Annotated in this window: 13 protein-coding genes; 6 read left to right on the forward strand and 7 right to left on the reverse strand. The window is 51.9% G+C overall.

The window, feature by feature from the left end:
• The first annotated feature begins 10 nt into the window (after positions 1-10).
• From AC0VYQ_RS02115 to AC0VYQ_RS02135, 5 genes are read left to right on the forward strand one after another with little or no spacing between them, the layout of a single operon-like run.
• Positions 11-2,143: an alpha-galactosidase gene (locus AC0VYQ_RS02115; RefSeq protein ID WP_475404144.1), complete on the forward strand. Its 2,133-nt coding sequence runs from the start codon at positions 11-13 to the stop codon at positions 2,141-2,143.
• A complete protein-coding gene (locus AC0VYQ_RS02120) occupies positions 2,140-3,312 on the forward strand; it encodes a galactokinase (RefSeq protein ID WP_475404145.1) in 1,173 nt (390 codons plus the stop codon). Before AC0VYQ_RS02115 ends, AC0VYQ_RS02120 begins: the two co-directional genes overlap by 4 nt.
• Before the next feature lies 1 nt (position 3,313).
• Positions 3,314-4,306: a UDP-glucose 4-epimerase GalE gene (gene galE / locus AC0VYQ_RS02125; RefSeq protein WP_475404146.1), complete on the forward strand. Its 993-nt coding sequence runs from the start codon at positions 3,314-3,316 to the stop codon at positions 4,304-4,306.
• A 31-nt stretch (positions 4,307-4,337) separates the two neighbouring features.
• Positions 4,338-5,834, forward strand: a complete 1,497-nt coding sequence (gene galT / locus AC0VYQ_RS02130) for a UDP-glucose--hexose-1-phosphate uridylyltransferase (RefSeq protein ID WP_475404147.1) — start codon at positions 4,338-4,340, stop codon at positions 5,832-5,834.
• Entirely contained in the window at positions 5,831-6,853 is a 1,023-nt protein-coding gene (locus AC0VYQ_RS02135) for an aldose epimerase family protein (protein ID WP_475404148.1), read from the forward strand. Before galT ends, AC0VYQ_RS02135 begins: the two co-directional genes overlap by 4 nt.
• 497 nt (positions 6,854-7,350) lie before the next feature.
• Here AC0VYQ_RS02135 and AC0VYQ_RS02140 read toward each other — a convergent pair whose 3' ends face one another.
• The 7 genes from AC0VYQ_RS02140 to AC0VYQ_RS02170 are packed head-to-tail and all read right to left on the reverse strand — an operon-like array spanning position 7,351 to position 14,176.
• On the reverse strand, positions 7,351-7,866 hold the full coding sequence (locus AC0VYQ_RS02140; protein WP_475404149.1) for a methylated-DNA--[protein]-cysteine S-methyltransferase: 516 nt from the start codon (positions 7,864-7,866) through the stop codon (positions 7,351-7,353).
• Between the two features lie 33 nt (positions 7,867-7,899).
• Positions 7,900-9,303 carry a dihydrolipoyl dehydrogenase family protein gene (locus AC0VYQ_RS02145; protein ID WP_475404150.1) on the reverse strand — a complete coding sequence of 468 codons (1,404 nt, stop codon included), beginning with the start codon at positions 9,301-9,303 and terminating at the stop codon, positions 7,900-7,902.
• A complete protein-coding gene (locus tag AC0VYQ_RS02150) occupies positions 9,304-10,509 on the reverse strand; it encodes a dihydrolipoamide acetyltransferase family protein (RefSeq protein WP_475404151.1) in 1,206 nt (401 codons plus the stop codon).
• Positions 10,510-10,521: 12 nt separating this feature from the next.
• Positions 10,522-11,520 (reverse strand): alpha-ketoacid dehydrogenase subunit beta, encoded by a 999-nt coding sequence (locus AC0VYQ_RS02155; protein WP_215115676.1) that lies wholly within the window; start codon positions 11,518-11,520, stop codon positions 10,522-10,524.
• A 1-nt stretch (position 11,521) separates the two neighbouring features.
• The gene (pdhA, locus tag AC0VYQ_RS02160; protein ID WP_475404152.1) at positions 11,522-12,574 is read right to left on the reverse strand and encodes a pyruvate dehydrogenase (acetyl-transferring) E1 component subunit alpha; all 1,053 of its coding nucleotides are present in this window, start codon (positions 12,572-12,574) and stop codon (positions 11,522-11,524) included.
• 14 nt (positions 12,575-12,588) lie between these two features.
• On the reverse strand, positions 12,589-13,734 hold the full coding sequence (locus AC0VYQ_RS02165; protein WP_475404153.1) for a Leu/Phe/Val dehydrogenase: 1,146 nt from the start codon (positions 13,732-13,734) through the stop codon (positions 12,589-12,591).
• Positions 13,735-13,780: 46 nt separating this feature from the next.
• Positions 13,781-14,176 carry a thioesterase family protein gene (locus AC0VYQ_RS02170; RefSeq protein ID WP_475404154.1) on the reverse strand — a complete coding sequence of 132 codons (396 nt, stop codon included), beginning with the start codon at positions 14,174-14,176 and terminating at the stop codon, positions 13,781-13,783.
• Between the two features lie 335 nt (positions 14,177-14,511).
• On the opposite strand from AC0VYQ_RS02170, the gene AC0VYQ_RS02175 reads away from it, so the two are divergent.
• Positions 14,512-15,813 (forward strand): phenylacetate--CoA ligase family protein, encoded by a 1,302-nt coding sequence (locus AC0VYQ_RS02175; RefSeq protein WP_475404155.1) that lies wholly within the window; start codon positions 14,512-14,514, stop codon positions 15,811-15,813.
• Positions 15,814-15,819: the final 6 nt, after the last annotated feature.

Below are 15,819 nucleotides of genomic sequence, written 5' to 3' on the forward strand. Positions count from 1 at the left end.
AGGTAGGACCATGGCAATCTTTGAAGTATCGAAACACCGATTCGTGATTGAAGGACAAGATGTCGCGCATGTCGTGACAATCGGAGCGAATGGGAAGCTCGTTCATACGTATTTCGGGGCACGACTTCCGTATCGAGCAGATTATGCGGCGTTACCGAGTGCGGTTCTTGCACACAGTTCATTCGAATCGCCAGACGGCGTCGCGACGTACGACTTTATCCCGTTCGGTGAGATGGTCTATACAGAACCGACGTTAAAATCAGAACGGGCAGACGGAGCAAGAATCAGTCAGTTTTCTTTCGAGCAAGCAGAGCTGTCTGATACGGCACTTGTCTTATGGCTCCACGATCCCCTCCAAGATTTGCGTGTCGGGGTACGGTATGAACTTTTCGCGGCATACGATATGATCGGGCGCTCGCTCATCGTCGAAAACGCAGGAGAAAGACCTGTCCGTTTGACGACAGCGCAGTCGTTCGCGATGGGACTTTTGAATCGTCCAACGCTCAACTTCCATCATTATGCAGGGACATGGACGGGCGAATTCCAAAAACAAATCACGCCGCTGACAGCAGGACGCAAGACGATTGAAAGCCGCCGTGGTGTGACAAGTCATCAAGCCAATCCTTGGTTTGCGCTTGAGCATGACGCGACAGAGACGACGGGCGAAGTCATTTACGGCCATTTTGCCTATTCGGGCAACTGGTCGATTCACGCCGAACAAGATGCCTTCGGGTTCGTCCAACTATCGGGTGGGATGAATGGATTTGACTTCAGCTGGACGCTTGACGCTGAACAACGTCTGATAACACCGGTCTTTTATATCGGCTATACTCCGGACGGCTTCGCCGGAATGAGTGCGCGCGCGCATGACTTCCAGCGTCACGTGATCATGCCGGCGTCTGACCGTGAAAACGTTCGACCGGTCCTCTATAACTCATGGGAAGCGACGTATTTCGATGTGACGGAACAGGGACAACGGGCACTCGTCGATCAAGCAGCGGACATCGGATGTGAACTATTCGTCGTCGATGACGGCTGGTTCGGTGAACGTCACTCCGATCAAGCGGGATTAGGCGACTGGGTCGTCAATCGGAAGAAGTTTCCGAACGGTCTGACCCCTTTGATTGAGTATGTGAAGGGGAAAAACATGCAGTTCGGTCTTTGGGTCGAGCCGGAGATGGTCAATCCGGACTCCGATTTATATCGCGCACATCCGGACTGGATTTATCATGCTCCGCGTGCTGTCCGGACGACATCGAGAAACCAGTTCGTCTTGAACCTCGGTTTACCGGAAGTCGAACGTTTTGTTTATGACATGATGGATGAATTATTGACGACGCACGAAATCGACTACATCAAGTGGGACATGAACCGGGCATTCTCTGAGCCGGGTGTCCCGTCGCAAACGCCGGACGCGCAACAAGAACTTTGGAAGCGCCACGTCGATGCCTTATATCGAATCTTCGACGAGCTACGACTCGGGCATCCGACGGTCGACTTCGAAGCGTGTGCCGGTGGCGGAGGTCGAATTGATCTCGGGATTTTACAACGGACGGAACAAGTCTGGACGAGTGACAACACGGACCCGCTTGACCGGTTGACGATTCAACATGACTTCTCGTTTGCCTATAATGCAAAAATGATGAGTTGCTGGGTGACGGATGGTCCGAACTGGTTGAATGGGCGGAACTTACCGCTTGCGACGCGGTTCGTCTCTTCGATGCAAGGGACGCTCGGTATCGGTGGAAACTTAAGTGAGTGGACGGCAAGTGAACTCGCGGAAGCAAAAGGATGGATTGAGACATACAAGACGATTCGACCGACAGTTCAGCACGGACGTCAATACCGTATCAGTCCATTCTCACAAACGACAGCGAGCATCATGCAGTATACGTCTGAATCTGAGACGGTCATTTTGGCGGTTGCACCGATGCGTAAGCATGGCATTCACCAGTACAGCTTTAAACTGACGGGATTAGATGCAAATAGACTGTATCAAGTGGAAGATCGCCAGGTGAGCGGTGCTTACTTGATGAACCAAGGACTGAACTTCTCTTATTCGACGGACTATGAAGCACGTTGTTTACGAATTCAACCCATCCATCAATTGAGACAAATTGAGCAAAAGGAGCCGATCGCATGACCGACCAGACGTTAGAACAAATCTTTGAAGAGCAATTCGGTGTACAGGCGACACATCGCTTTTTTGCGCCAGGGCGTATCAATTTGATTGGAGAGCATACGGACTATAACGGAGGTCATGTGTTTCCATGTGCCTTGACGCTCGGGACGCATGCGATTGCCCGAAAACGGGATGATGCAACGTGTCGTTTCTATTCACTCAACTTCGAAGCAGACGGCATCATCGAAGTCGGATTAGACGACTTGGCCCATAATCCGCAAGACGGTTGGACGAATTATGCCAAAGGAATGGTGCATGTCCTCCGGGAAGCCGGGTACGCCATCACGTCAGGCTTTGACGTCTTGATTAAAGGGGATATTCCGAACGGAGCTGGGTTGTCTTCGTCTGCTTCACTCGAACTCGTCATCGGTGTCATGCTCGAGCGTTTATATGAATTGGATCTCGACCGGGTCGAGCTCGTGAAGTTCGGTCAGCAGGTCGAAAATCACTACATCGGCGTCAACAGTGGCATCATGGATCAGTTTGCGATCGGGATGGGACAGGCAGGGTCAGGATTACTCCTTGACTGCCAAACGCTTGACTACACGTATGCGCCGCTCGACTTGACGGGTTATACGATCATCATCATGAACACGAATAAGCGGCGTGAACTCGCCGATTCAAAATACAACGAGCGGCGTGCAGAATGTGAACAGGCGCTCGAACAGTTACAGCAAGTCCGTCCGTATGCAACCCTCGGAGATTGGTCGGTGGCAGAATTCGAAGACGTCACGCTCGACGACGAGCGCTTGATGCGTCGGGCACGCCATGCCATTTCTGAAAATGAGCGGACGTTACAAGCCCTAGAAGCACTACAAGCAGGGCAACTCGAGGAATTCGGAGAATTGATGAATGCGTCGCACCGGTCACTCCAACACGATTATGAAGTGACAGGGCAAGAACTCGACGCGTTGGTCGAAGCGGCTTGGGCACAACCGGGTGTCCTTGGGGCACGGATGACAGGAGCCGGCTTTGGTGGCTGTGCGATTGCAATCGTTGAAACGTCAACAGTCGACCGATTCATCGATGCCGTCGGACAGCGCTATGAAAGCCGGATCGGTTATCCGGCAACGTTCTACACGGCGACTGTCGGAGACGGAGCGCGTGAAGTCGAACGGGAGGTCATCTAATATGGCAGTACTAGTTGTCGGTGGGGCCGGCTATATCGGCTCCCATGCCGTCTATCAGTTGATTGATGCTGGAAAAGACGTCGTCGTCATTGATCATTTACAGGCAGGTCACAAGAAGGCGGTCCATCCGCAAGCCCGTTTATACGAAGGTGATATTCGCGACCGGTCGTTCCTTGACCATGTCTTTACAAAAGAGACGATTGAACAAGTCGTTCACTTCGCCGCCTTTTCGTTGGTCGGGGAGTCGATGGAACAACCATTAAAATACTTCAACAATAACGTCTACGGAACGGAAGTCTTACTCGAGGCAATGGTCGCACATGATATCAAACAAATCGTCTTCTCTTCGACGGCTGCGACATATGGTGAGCAAGAAACGATGCCGATTCTCGAGACGGCAATGACGAACCCGACGAATACGTACGGTGAAACGAAATTGATGATGGAGAAGATGATGAAATGGTGCGAACAAGCACATGGTCTTCGTTATGTGGCGTTACGTTACTTCAACGTCGCTGGAGCACGCGCGACAGGAGAAATCGGGGAGGATCACACACCAGAGACACACCTTGTTCCACTTGTCCTTGAAGTCGCAAACAATCAGCGGTCTGTCATCTCGATTTATGGAGATGACTACGCGACGCCGGACGGGACATGCATCCGGGATTACATTCATGTCGAAGATTTGATTGATGCCCATATTCTCGCACTCGATTACTTACAACAAGGACACACGAGTGATGTCTTTAACCTCGGTTCGAGCAACGGATTTTCCGTCCGCGAAATCATCGAGGCGGCGCGCCGGGTGACGGGGCACCCGATTCCGGAACAAGTCGTCGCAAGACGTGCCGGTGATCCGAGTACGTTAATCGCAGGATCAGCTAAAGCAAAACGTGTTCTCGGCTGGTCACCGCGTCGGACGGACATCGACCAAATCATCCGTGATGCCTGGAACTGGCACGAACGCCGTCCGAACGGTTATCAGACAACATAAGAGAGAGAATGGATTGAGGAGAGTGAAGGCGATGAATGAACACATCAAACGATTGATTGAGCAAGCGATTGCTGAACATCTGATTGACGCAGAAGATGAAATCTATGCGCGTAATCGAATTCTTGCGCTTGTCGGTCAGGCGGATTATACCAATCCAGGAACCGTTACAGCGGAACCGATTCCAGACATCCTCGAGGCGCTGGTGGAAGAAATGATCGCGTCCGGACGGCTTGCAGCACGACTCGACGAAAAAGAACGTTTCGCAGCTGAATTAATGGATGTGTTCGTTGATCGTCCTTCGACGATCACGACGACGTTCAATCAGCTCTACAAAGAAAATCCGGTGCACGCAACGGATTATTTCTATCAACTCAGTCAGGCGAGCAATTATATCCAGACGAAACGGATTGCGAAAAACATCCAGTACAAGGCAGCGACGGCTTACGGGGAAATTGATATTACAATCAACTTATCGAAACCGGAAAAAGATCCGCGCGAAATTGCGGCAGCCCGGACAGAACCTGTTGCAGCATCGACCTATCCGACGTGTTTGCTTTGTGTCGAGAACGTCGGTTATGCCGGACGCAGCAATCATCCGGCTCGGGCGAACCACCGGATCGTTCCGTTGACACTTCAAGGTGAGGATTGGGCATTGCAGTATTCGCCATACGTTTACTACAACGAACACAGCATCATTTTATCGCAGACGCATCGCGATATGGTAATCAACCGCGCCGCCTTTGAACGATTACTTGAGTTCGTCGATCAATTCCCGCATTATTTTGCAGGGTCAAATGCTGATTTACCAATCGTCGGCGGTTCGATTTTGACGCACGATCATTACCAAGGCGGGCGTTATGAGTTCGCGATGGACCGAGCAACAATCCAAAGCCGGTTCGACTTGCCGCAACAACCGGATGTCAGTGGGCAAACGTTACACTGGCCGCTCAGCGTCATCCGCTTGAGTAGCCCTGATCGTCACCAGTTACTCGCTGCTGCCGATGATGTGTATACAGCCTGGTTGACGTATAGTGACGCGGAACAGGAAATCATTGCGACGACAGACGGCGTCCGGCATAACACGGTGACACCGATTGCCCGGATGCGAAACGGCGTCTATGAACTCGATCTTGTCTTACGAAACAACCGGACCTCTGTCGAACATCCGGATGGCATTTTCCATACGCACGCGGACATCCACCACATCAAACGTGAAAATATCGGCTTGATTGAAGTGATGGGACTTGCGGTCTTACCGGCCCGGTTGCTGGAAGAACTAAAGCAGGTCGAACAGTTCATCGTCGGTGAAACGACGGACGTCTTGCCGGTACACCGGACTTGGGCGGAAGAGTTGAAGCAACAGTACACCGGTCAACCGGTCACATCTTACGTCGAACAAGCCGTGGCTGAGAAATTCGTCCGTGGACTCGAAGACTGCGGTGTCTTCAAACAGACGGAGGCAGGGCAGGCGGGACTTAACCGGTTCCTGCAGACGGTGACACATCAAGTGACAGGTGACCGGCGATGACGTACGAGACACATCAAACAGAAGACGCGCGACTCGTCCGGCACCGCTTGATGCAACCGGACATGGAAGTCGAGATTTGGAATTACGGTGGCATCATCAATGACGTCCGGGTCAAAGATCGCTCGGGCAAGCTGGAGAGTGTCGTGCTTGGCTTTGATACACTGGCCGCTTATAAAGAACATTCGCCGTATTTCGGAGCAATCGTCGGCCGGGTCGCGGGACGGATAGGTCAAGCCCGCTTTTCAATTGCTGAACAAACTTATCACCTTGCGGCAAATGACGGAACGAATCACTTACATGGCGGCACGCACGGCTTCGATCAAGTCTTCTTTGATGTCATCGAAGCAACAGAACAACTGTTGCACTTACGGACGCTCAGTCCGGATGGTTGCGAAGGGTATCCCGGAAATGTAACCGTGGATGTCATCTACCGGCTAAACGGGACAGCATTGACGTTGTCGATTGAAGCAACGACGGATCAGACGACACCATTGAACGTGACGAATCACACGTACTGGAACCTGTCCGGCAACTTACAACGCGATATTCTGGATCATCAGTTGACGTTACCGAGTTCGACCTATCTACCGCTTGGACCCGATCTGCTACCGACGGGGGAATTCCGTCCGGTCGACGGAACGGTCCTTGATTTTCAGACAGGGCGGTCGATTCGCAGTGGCGCTGAATCGGAAAGTGAGGAGACGGTCAATGCCGGGTATGGTTATGATCACCCGTTCGTCTTAGACGAAGGGAGAGCGCAACTCATGGATCCGGTATCAGGACGAACGTTACAGGTGACGACGAATCAGCCGGTCGTCGTCTTATACACGGGAACACAACTCTTGACCGACTATACGGTTCGCGGTGTCCCATCCCGTCCGTCGCTCGGTCTCTGTCTCGAGGCACAAGTCCATCCGAATGCTGTCAATGAATCCCGTTTTCCATCGATTCTCGTCGAACCGGGTGTGACGTACCAGTGGGAGACGACATATCGGTTTGGAATCAATAATGTAAACTGATATCGGAGGGGTGACTTATAAGCCGCTCTTAGTGACGGACGGTTCCGACCTCCTCGCTTTCCATGGGCGGAAGGTAAGCCGCGGCAGCCCGCATTTCTTGCGGCCATGCCGGGTCTTCCCTCTTCCTGACGGAAACGCGAATCGCGTTTCCTTTTCCCATAGGAGTCGAGGATGAACGTTTCCGTCCTCCATCAATCAAATGGCCGATGATTCCACTTTTCAGGGAATCATCGGCCATTTCTATGCAACTTCTTATTGTTCATGATAGTTTAGTGCTTGTTCGAGTCTCGCATGAAAAGCAACAACCGCTTGATCGTTGACCTTTAGCTTGTCTCCAGTTCATTTCATCTTAATCTCGATGACTCATGCCTCAACCGAGAAAAACATATGAACAAAAGGCTGATTGTTCATCAACCACGACGTAATGAACGCCGTGTCTACGTGAAAACCCGAGCGTTCCGTTTCTTGTTAGAATACGGAATTGCTCGGGTTTTCGATTACATTGAGTTCGAACTGGCTTCTTGCTCTAAGGCAAGCAAGCGGCGTTTCATGTTCAATCCACCCCAGTAGCCAATCAAATCACCATTCTTGCCGACAATCCGGTGACAGGGGATGACTAACAGCAACCGGTTTTTCCCGATCGCCGTGCCGACTGCCCGGATGGCACGAGGGCGTGAGACAGCCGCTGCGATCTCGGAATACGTTGTAGTGTTTCCGTATGGAACAGCTTGTAATGCTTGCCAGACATCGAGCTGGAACGGTGTTCCGATCGGGTGAAGTGGCAATGTAAAGGCCGTCCGCTCTCCCTGCAAATAACCGAGCAGTTGCTCCCGGTACGGATTGATTCTTGAATCGTCAATTAAGACTTCAGCCCGTGGAAGATGCTTTCGTTTCCAGTCTTCAAAGAGTTCGGACGGTTCGTCAAACGCACCGACATAACAGAGACCGTCCGACGTCGCAGCAATCGGAAAGCAATGGTGTTCCCATTCAAGTTTCGTAAAGTAAAGTTCCATCGAGCGTTGCTCCTTCAAAAACAAGTGGTGTGGTTACGTGTTCGAGAAGACAGCCTGTTGACGTGGTGGAAGATGGATTGCTTGTCCGACCAGTGCTTCGAGTGCTTCCGTCAAGGCTTCATTGCGACTCGGGTGTGCTTGGACCGGAAAACGTAAATCTTCTTGTTTCGCAGCCATTTCAAGGGCAAGCGCACATGTACCGGCGAGTTCAAGGGCACCGTCCCCAATCATATGAATGCCTAAAATCAGTGATGTCTTCGCGTCCGAGACGACTTTGATGAAACCGCTGGCCGCATCGATACTGCTCGCCCCGTTTGCCGTCAATGGAAACTGTCCGACTTGCACCGTGAACCCGCCTTCAGTGGCTGCTTGTTCCGTCAGACCGATTGCGGCAATTGGTGGAAGTGATCGGATGATTGTCGGGAAGTAAGGAATCGTCGTATCAGGTGAAGCGCCACCGAGATGTTCCGCCGTCCGTTTTGCTTCATGGATCGCCCGTGTCGCGAGTTGCGGACCCGGTGTGACGTCACCAATCGCATAAATATGGGGGAAGTTTGTTCGACCAAGCGCATCTACGACTAGTGTTGCATCCTCGTTTAACGTCAGACCAAGCCGATCGACACCTAAATCAAGTGTATTGGCTACGCGTGGCAACGACTGGAAGAGGTAACTTGCCTGGACGGTTTTTTCTTGTTCAGCCTTGACGATTGTGACGTCGACATGAGTATCCGCCGGTGTAATCGTCGTCACAGTGCCACTGACAAGTGTAATTTTTTGTTTTTTGAACGTCCGCTTCAATTCTTTTTCGAGACTTGTGTCGAGCTCGAAGCCGTCAGCAATCAACGTCACATCTGTCCCGAGTGCTTGAAAACTCATCGCTGCTTCAATCGCGATATAATCGTTCCCGATGATGATCAGGCTATCCGGTAACTCTTGTAATTGATACAGTTGTTCCGCGTTCAAGAGAACGGATGATTCTTCACGGATGCTGTGGCTGCCGGTTGCGATCACGACATCCTGAAAACGGTACGTATCGAACTGATGTCCGTGTTCGACACCGATCCGGTCGTCTGAGAGGAAGGACGCAGACCCGGTCACGTATTCAATATCGTTAGCTTTACATAGCGCTTCGACGCCTTGGCGCAGCTTCGTCACGACTTGGTCACGGTAGCTTGCTAACTGGCCGAAATCATGTGTCGTTTCGATGGAAAAGCCGAGTGCCGTCAAGTGTGAGAGACGTGTTCGCTCCTGCGCAGCATGCGCCAATACTTTCGACGGAATACATCCGACGTTCAAGCATGTTCCACCGAGTCGTTCCCGCTCAATCAATGTGACGTCACGTCCAAGCTGTTTCGCCCGAATCGCAGCTGTGTAACCAGCTGGTCCACCTCCGAGAATGAGGAGGTCACGCTCTTGTGTCAGTTCTCCTACGACCATTTAAATCAACTCCATTAATAAAGTAGTCGGTTGTTCAATCAGACCGGCGAAGCGATTCGTAAAGGCGACGGCCGTCGCTCCGTCCGCGACGCGGTGATCAAACGACATCGAGACGTTCATCATCGAGCGGACGACGATTTGATCGTTTTCATCGACGCAAGCCCGTTTTTTTGTTTTATGAAAAGCGATTAGGGCGGTCTCCGGGTAGTTGATGATGGGCGTCGCACCGGTACTGCCGAGCGGTCCGACATTACTCATCGTGAACGTGCTCGCTTTTAAGTCGCCCGCCCGCAACTCGTTTGTTTTCGCCCGTGTGTGCAGTCCGGCGAGTTGTTCATGTAACAGGCGGAGTGAGAGCTGGTCGGCTTGACGGACGACAGGGACGATTAAGCCGTCTTCCGTTTCCGTCGCGATGCCGATATGGTACTCCTGCTCTAAAATGATTTGATCATGGGCTTCATCCAGTTTGGCATTGAAGACCGGGAAGTCTTTTAGGGCGACGACAAGTGCCTTGACGAAGAAGGCGTTGACACTGATCGGTGTCCCGTTCGCTTTTAGTTCTGCCCGCAGTGCAAGGAGACGTGTCATGTCGATTTCTTCAAAGTGCGTGACATGAGGAATCGTAAAGAGCGATTGCGTCATCTTCTTCGCAATCTGTTTGCGGATCCCGCGAAACGGTAACGTCGTCGGAGTAGTTGACGGTGTGACCGCTTCAGGAGCTGTGACGGCTTCAGGCCGGACAGGTGACGCGGATTCTCGACTTGTGACGAACTGCAAAACATCCTCTTCCGAAACGCGTCCGGATGGGTCCGATGCGGGTACTTGTTCGATATCAATTCCGTGATCGCGAGCGATTTTTCGTGTGTACGGTGTCGCGAGGACACGGCGCGTCTGTATGGCAAGCGGTGTTCGCGCGTTCACGACAGGACGCGATGGTCCGGTGACGGTTTCACGTGTTGCCGCTTCCTCGTCACCGGATTCAATCAGGAGGAGCGTCGTTCCGACAGTGACGGTCTGTCCAACCGGAATTAAGATGTCTTTGATGACGCCGGAAATCGGTGCCGGTAGTTCAGCGACCATTTTATCGGTCGACACTTCGACAACCGGTTGATCAAGCGTCACATGATCACCGATTTTGACGAGATAATGGGCGATTTCACCTTCCGTCATGCCTTCTCCGACATCATGTAGTTTCACTTCAGTCATAAACTCAGCTCCTTAGAAGTCGACCGTACGCGTAATCGCTTCAAGTACGCGGGCGGGTGTCGGAATATAGTGATCCTCTAGTGCGAACAACGGGACGGGTACATCAAATCCGGTCACGCGGGCAATCGGTGCCCGTAAGTAGAGGAAGGATGTGTCATTAATCAAAGCAATCAAGTCTGTCCCGAGACCACCCATCGCATGGGCCTCGTGGACGATGACGGCACGTCCTGTTTTTTGGACGGAGGCGGCGATCGTCTCTTGATCGAGCGGATAAAGTGTCCGCAGGTCGAGCACTTCACAGGAAAGACCTTGTTTTTCTGCCTGTGCTGCTGCTTTTTGAGCGACTTGTACCATTCCACCCCAGGCAATCAACGTGACATCTGTACCTTCCGAGACGATGTTCGCTTTACCGATTTCAATCGTATAGGCTTCGTTTGGGACGGGTTCTTTGAAAGCCCGATAGCTCCGCATCGATTCGAGGAACAGAACGGGATCGGGGTCATCGATTGCAGCAAGTAACAGTCCTTTGGCGTCGTAAGGCGTCGCAGGGCAGACGACCTTGAGTCCGGGCATCGAGGTGAATAAACTTTCCGTGCTGTCCGAATGGATTTCCGGGGCGCGGATGCCGGCACCATACGGCGCACGAATGACCATCGGTACGCTGTAGCGTCCCATCGTCCGCATCCGAATGCGCGAGACGTGGGTCATGATTTGTTCATAAGCCGGATAAATGAACCCGAGAAATTGAATTTCGACGATCGGTTTAAAGCCATTGACGGCAAGTCCGACCGAGGTCCCGACAATCCCCGCTTCACTGAGTGGGGTGTCGATGACACGGTCTTCGCCGAATTCAGCTTGTAGTCCGTCCGTTGCCCGGAAGACACCGCCGTTTTTACCGACATCTTCGCCGAGGACAAGCGTCGTGTCATCGGTCGCTAATTTAATTCGTAATGCATCCGTGACGGCTTGGATGAGTGTCATATCGGTTTGCTGATTGATTGGTGTCGCCATGTTAGTTCCCCCTCGCAGTCAGGTAATCGGCTTTTTGACGCGCGACGTCTGCTGGCAACGTCGCATAGGTATGATCGAAGAGGTCATCGATCGCCGGTAGCTTGAAGGCTTCCATCGCTTTGACGGCCTCCTCGACCTCCGTTTGGTGACGTGTCCGGATTGCATCGATTTCCGTCTCGTCGTAAAACCCTTGCGTACGCATGAACTGTTCGAGTCGCTCGAGCGGATCGACACGGTCGCGCGACCGTTCTTGATCGCGGTACTTCGACGGGTCGTCCGCTGTCGTATGGGCACCGAACCGCCATGTGACGGCCTCAATCAATGTCGGTCCCTGACCGTTCCGTGCGCGGGCGACAGCTTCTTGCATCGTGAAGTAGACGGCAAAGGCATCGTTTCCATCAATCCGGACGCTCGGCATGCCGTAAGCGAGTGCTTTTTGGGCGATTGTCTCCGAGTGCATCTGCTTTTGGATCGGGACAGAAATCGCATAACCGTTATTTTGGTTGAACAGAATGACCGGTGCCTGGAAGACACTTGCGAAGTTCATCCCCTCATGGAAGTCACCTTCAGACGTCGCCCCGTCTCCGAAATAGGCAACGGAGACGGCGGACGTTCCTTTTCGTTTTTCCGCCCACGCGGCACCGACCGCGTGGGGGATTTGTGTGGCAATCGGAACGGCAGGGGGGAAGATATGCAAGTCGTCCGTCGGGACACACCCCTCGACCCGTCCGTTCCAGTAAAGGAGTGTCCGTACCATATCGGCACCGAACGTCAACGTCGCCCCGTGATCACGGTACGTCGGAAAAATCCAGTCCGTATCGTTTAACGCCAGGGCACTGCCGACTTGAGCCGCTTCCTGTCCTTCAAACGGGGCATAGGTTCCGAGTCGCCCTTGGCGTTGCAAGTTGATCGCTTTTCGGTCGAATGTCCGAATCCGGTTCATGTGCGTGAATAACTGTAACGCTAATTCTTTCGTCAAAGCGTCTCGTTTCGTCTCGTCGACGATGTGACCGGCATCGTCGATGATACGTTGAATCGGGAATTGTGATTCCATCTCGTCCACCTCCATCAAGATTGATTGCGAATGTTCCACTTTGGTTTCGTTGTATTCGTGAAGATGTTATTGTGGCGGGCGCGGACATGAATCCGTTTGTCACACATCCGGTTTGCGGCTTCGAGTGTCGTGATCGACTCGGCACGTGATTGTCCGAACACTTCCAGGACGGCATCGTAAATGTGGCGCGTTTTCAGGAGGACCCGTTCATGATTGGCTCCGTACAGTTCATCTGCGACTTGAATCAGACCACCGCCATTGACGATGTAATCAGGGGCATAAAGGATGCCGCGCTGCATCAATTCTTCAGCGAGCGAATCGTCTGCGAGCTGATTGTTTGCTGAACCGCAGATTGCCTTACATGGAAGACTTGCGATGTTATCCGCACGGATGACACCGCCGTAGGCACAAGGGACGAAGACATCGGCATCCGTCAGGTGAATCTCGTGTGGGGCAACAACATGAACCGTTCCCGGTGTCATCTCGGCTTCTTTGACGATCGAGGCGAGTGCTGCTTCGTTAATGTCCGAGACGTACAGATTGGCACCAGCATGTAAAAGTTGTTCTGCGACCTTATAACCGACTTTTCCGAGTCCTTGGACGGCGTAAGAGGCACGACTCAAGTCGTCCGATCCGAACAGGCTCTCAATCGTTGCACGTAATCCATTGACGACACCTTCAGCAGTCGGAATCGACGAATCACCACTCCCGCCAAAGGCTTCCGGGATGCCGACGATCCGTGAGGTTTCGCGACTCGCATGGACGAAGTCGTCCATCGTCGTCCCCATGTCCGTCCCCGTATAGAAACGTCCGCCTAACGAATCGACGAATCGACCGAAAGCACGAAACATTTCCGGCGTTTTGTCCGTTGCCGGATTACCGATGATGACAGCTTTCCCTCCGCCGAAATCGACGTCGGCAGCGGCGCATTTATAGGTCATGCCGCGCGACAGACGCAAGACATCGTCCAGTGCTTCATCGACGGTCGCATACGGTGCCATGCGACAACCGCCGAGTGCCGGACCAAGTGTCGTATCGTGAATCGCGATGATGGCTTGAAGTCCCGAAATCGGATCGTTACAAAAGACGACCTGCTCGTGTCCTGCGATTTTTTCCATGATTGATAAAGATGTATTTGTAGATGGATTGATCATGTTCATGTCAAAGCCTCCTTGGATTTCTAAGTAAGCGCTTTCATTTTTTAGTTTAAAAAACGTGTGTCGTCAACTTGTCCTCAATCAATCGTTTATCCAAAATGATTTGCGTGACTTCGCCGACGCCGATCAACCCGTGTTCGTTCGTGACATCGATTTTTGTCCGGACGCGGTTGTCCCGCAGTTCTGTCACCGTCGCTATGATGCTGACCTGTGATCCGAGTGGTGCCATATTCAGATGTTTTACGTTGACTGCTCCCCCGACGCCTTCTTCTGACGATTCCAGATAAGGGAGGATGATTTTGCGGGCGGCCCACTCCATATGATAAACCATCGACACAGTGGAGTAGGCGGGATGGACGACGGTTCCTTCGAACTGTGCGAACATCTCTTCCGTGACGGTCGTTTCGACGCGTGCCGTCTGACCAAGGGCTAAACCAGGTTTCATAGAATCCTCCTCTATCTTCAAAACATATCTGTTTCTCTCCAAGTGGTCTTACCAAAAATAGTATAACACTTGTCACACGATATTTTATCAATCAGTTACAAAATGAGCAAACCATTTCAGAAATTTTTTCCAAACAGTAGTATGTTATGCCGTTTTATGATGGTGAAAAGACCTTAAATCCGAAAAAGGACGAAGATTCGATTGGGTGACGAAAGATATGGGAGCTTTTAACAAAATGAATCATTGACAACATTGTGAACGTATCGTAGGTTTAACGTATAACTAAATTTAAACGAGCGTATTTTTATTGTGTTAAATGAATGAGGAGGTGCGCGATGTTTTATGATGAGGCACTTGAGACGATGACGCATGAAACACGACAACGACTGCAACTCAATCGTTTACGTGAAACGGTCCGGTATGCGATGGAACGTGTGCCGTTTTACCGGAAACGTTTTGAGGAAGCCGGGCTTGATGCTGTTGCCTTTGATCAGCTAGAAGATATTCAAAAACTTCCGTTCACCCGAAAAAGTGATTTACGTGAGAACTATCCGTTCGGGCTGTTTGCCGTCAAACAAGAAGAGGTTGCGCGCATTCACGCCTCGTCCGGAACGAGCGGCAAAGCGACGGTCGTCGGGTACACGCAGGAAGATTTGGACGACTGGGCAGGTGCCGTCGCACGTGGTCTCGTCATGGCAGGTGCAAAACGGACGGATTTGTTGCATAACGCGTATGGTTATGGACTATTCACGGGTGGTCTCGGTTTACATGCCGGAGCAGAAAAACTCGGGATGACGGTCGTCCCCGTATCAGGCGGGAATACGGATCGGCAAATCACATTGATCGAAGACTTCAAACCGGCAGGGATTTGCGGTACACCTTCTTATGTGCTGCGCCTTGCAGAACGGATGGAAGAGCGGGGCATCAATCCTCGGACAACGGGCTTACGTTATGGAATTTTAGGAGCTGAACCGTGGTCGGAAGAAATGCGTCGGACGCTCGAAGAAAAATTGAATATTACTGCACTTGATATTTACGGACTGAGCGAAATCATGGGTCCGGGCGTCGCAGTCGAATGTCCAGCGCAACAGGGATTACACATCATGGATGACTTGTTCATCACGGAAGTCATTGATCCCAGCACGGGGGAACCGTTACCAGAAGGGATGGTCGGGGAACTCGTTTTTACAAGTTTAAAAAAGAAAGCGCTTCCAATTATCCGCTACCGGACGGGGGACCTCGCTTCGATTACACGTGAAACATGCGCTTGCGGTCGAACGACGACCCGGATGTCCCGAATTACAGGACGAACGGATGACATGATGATCATCCGCGGTGTCAACGTCTTCCCGTCGGAGATTGAACGTGTCCTATTGAAACAAGATGGTGTCACACCACATTATCAAATTCATCTCGTCAAACGACATGGACTTGATGCGATCGAGCTGCACGTCGAGCTCGAAGAACAGACGCAGCAGGAAGCAGTCATGCGAACCGTCTGTGAAGCCATCAAATCAGAATGCCTGATTTCGATTGAAATGATCTGTCACCCGCGGTATGGCGTCACCCGTTCAGAAGGAAAAGCAGAGCGGATTGTCGATCGTCGGACCGAAACGTCGGATAAAGAACCTGTTTAAGACAAG

It is taken from the genome of Exiguobacterium sp. QJM3NY_9, assembly GCF_056173545.1.

Coding starts and splice junctions, on each gene's coding strand:
- pdhA (WP_475404152.1), bottom strand. CDS start 12,574: ATGGAATCACAATTCCCGATTCAACGTATCATCGACGATGCCGGTCAC.
- AC0VYQ_RS02145 (WP_475404150.1), bottom strand. CDS start 9,303: ATGGTCGTAGGAGAACTGACACAAGAGCGTGACCTCCTCATTCTCGGA.
- AC0VYQ_RS02165 (WP_475404153.1), bottom strand. CDS start 13,734: ATGAACATGATCAATCCATCTACAAATACATCTTTATCAATCATGGAA.
- AC0VYQ_RS02150 (WP_475404151.1), bottom strand. CDS start 10,509: ATGACTGAAGTGAAACTACATGATGTCGGAGAAGGCATGACGGAAGGT.
- AC0VYQ_RS02155 (WP_215115676.1), bottom strand. CDS start 11,520: ATGGCGACACCAATCAATCAGCAAACCGATATGACACTCATCCAAGCC.
- AC0VYQ_RS02120 (WP_475404145.1), top strand. CDS start 2,140: ATGACCGACCAGACGTTAGAACAAATCTTTGAAGAGCAATTCGGTGTA.
- galT (WP_475404147.1), top strand. CDS start 4,338: ATGAATGAACACATCAAACGATTGATTGAGCAAGCGATTGCTGAACAT.
- galE (WP_475404146.1), top strand. CDS start 3,314: ATGGCAGTACTAGTTGTCGGTGGGGCCGGCTATATCGGCTCCCATGCC.
- AC0VYQ_RS02175 (WP_475404155.1), top strand. CDS start 14,512: ATGTTTTATGATGAGGCACTTGAGACGATGACGCATGAAACACGACAA.
- AC0VYQ_RS02170 (WP_475404154.1), bottom strand. CDS start 14,176: ATGAAACCTGGTTTAGCCCTTGGTCAGACGGCACGCGTCGAAACGACC.
- AC0VYQ_RS02140 (WP_475404149.1), bottom strand. CDS start 7,866: ATGGAACTTTACTTTACGAAACTTGAATGGGAACACCATTGCTTTCCG.
- AC0VYQ_RS02115 (WP_475404144.1), top strand. CDS start 11: ATGGCAATCTTTGAAGTATCGAAACACCGATTCGTGATTGAAGGACAA.
- AC0VYQ_RS02135 (WP_475404148.1), top strand. CDS start 5,831: ATGACGTACGAGACACATCAAACAGAAGACGCGCGACTCGTCCGGCAC.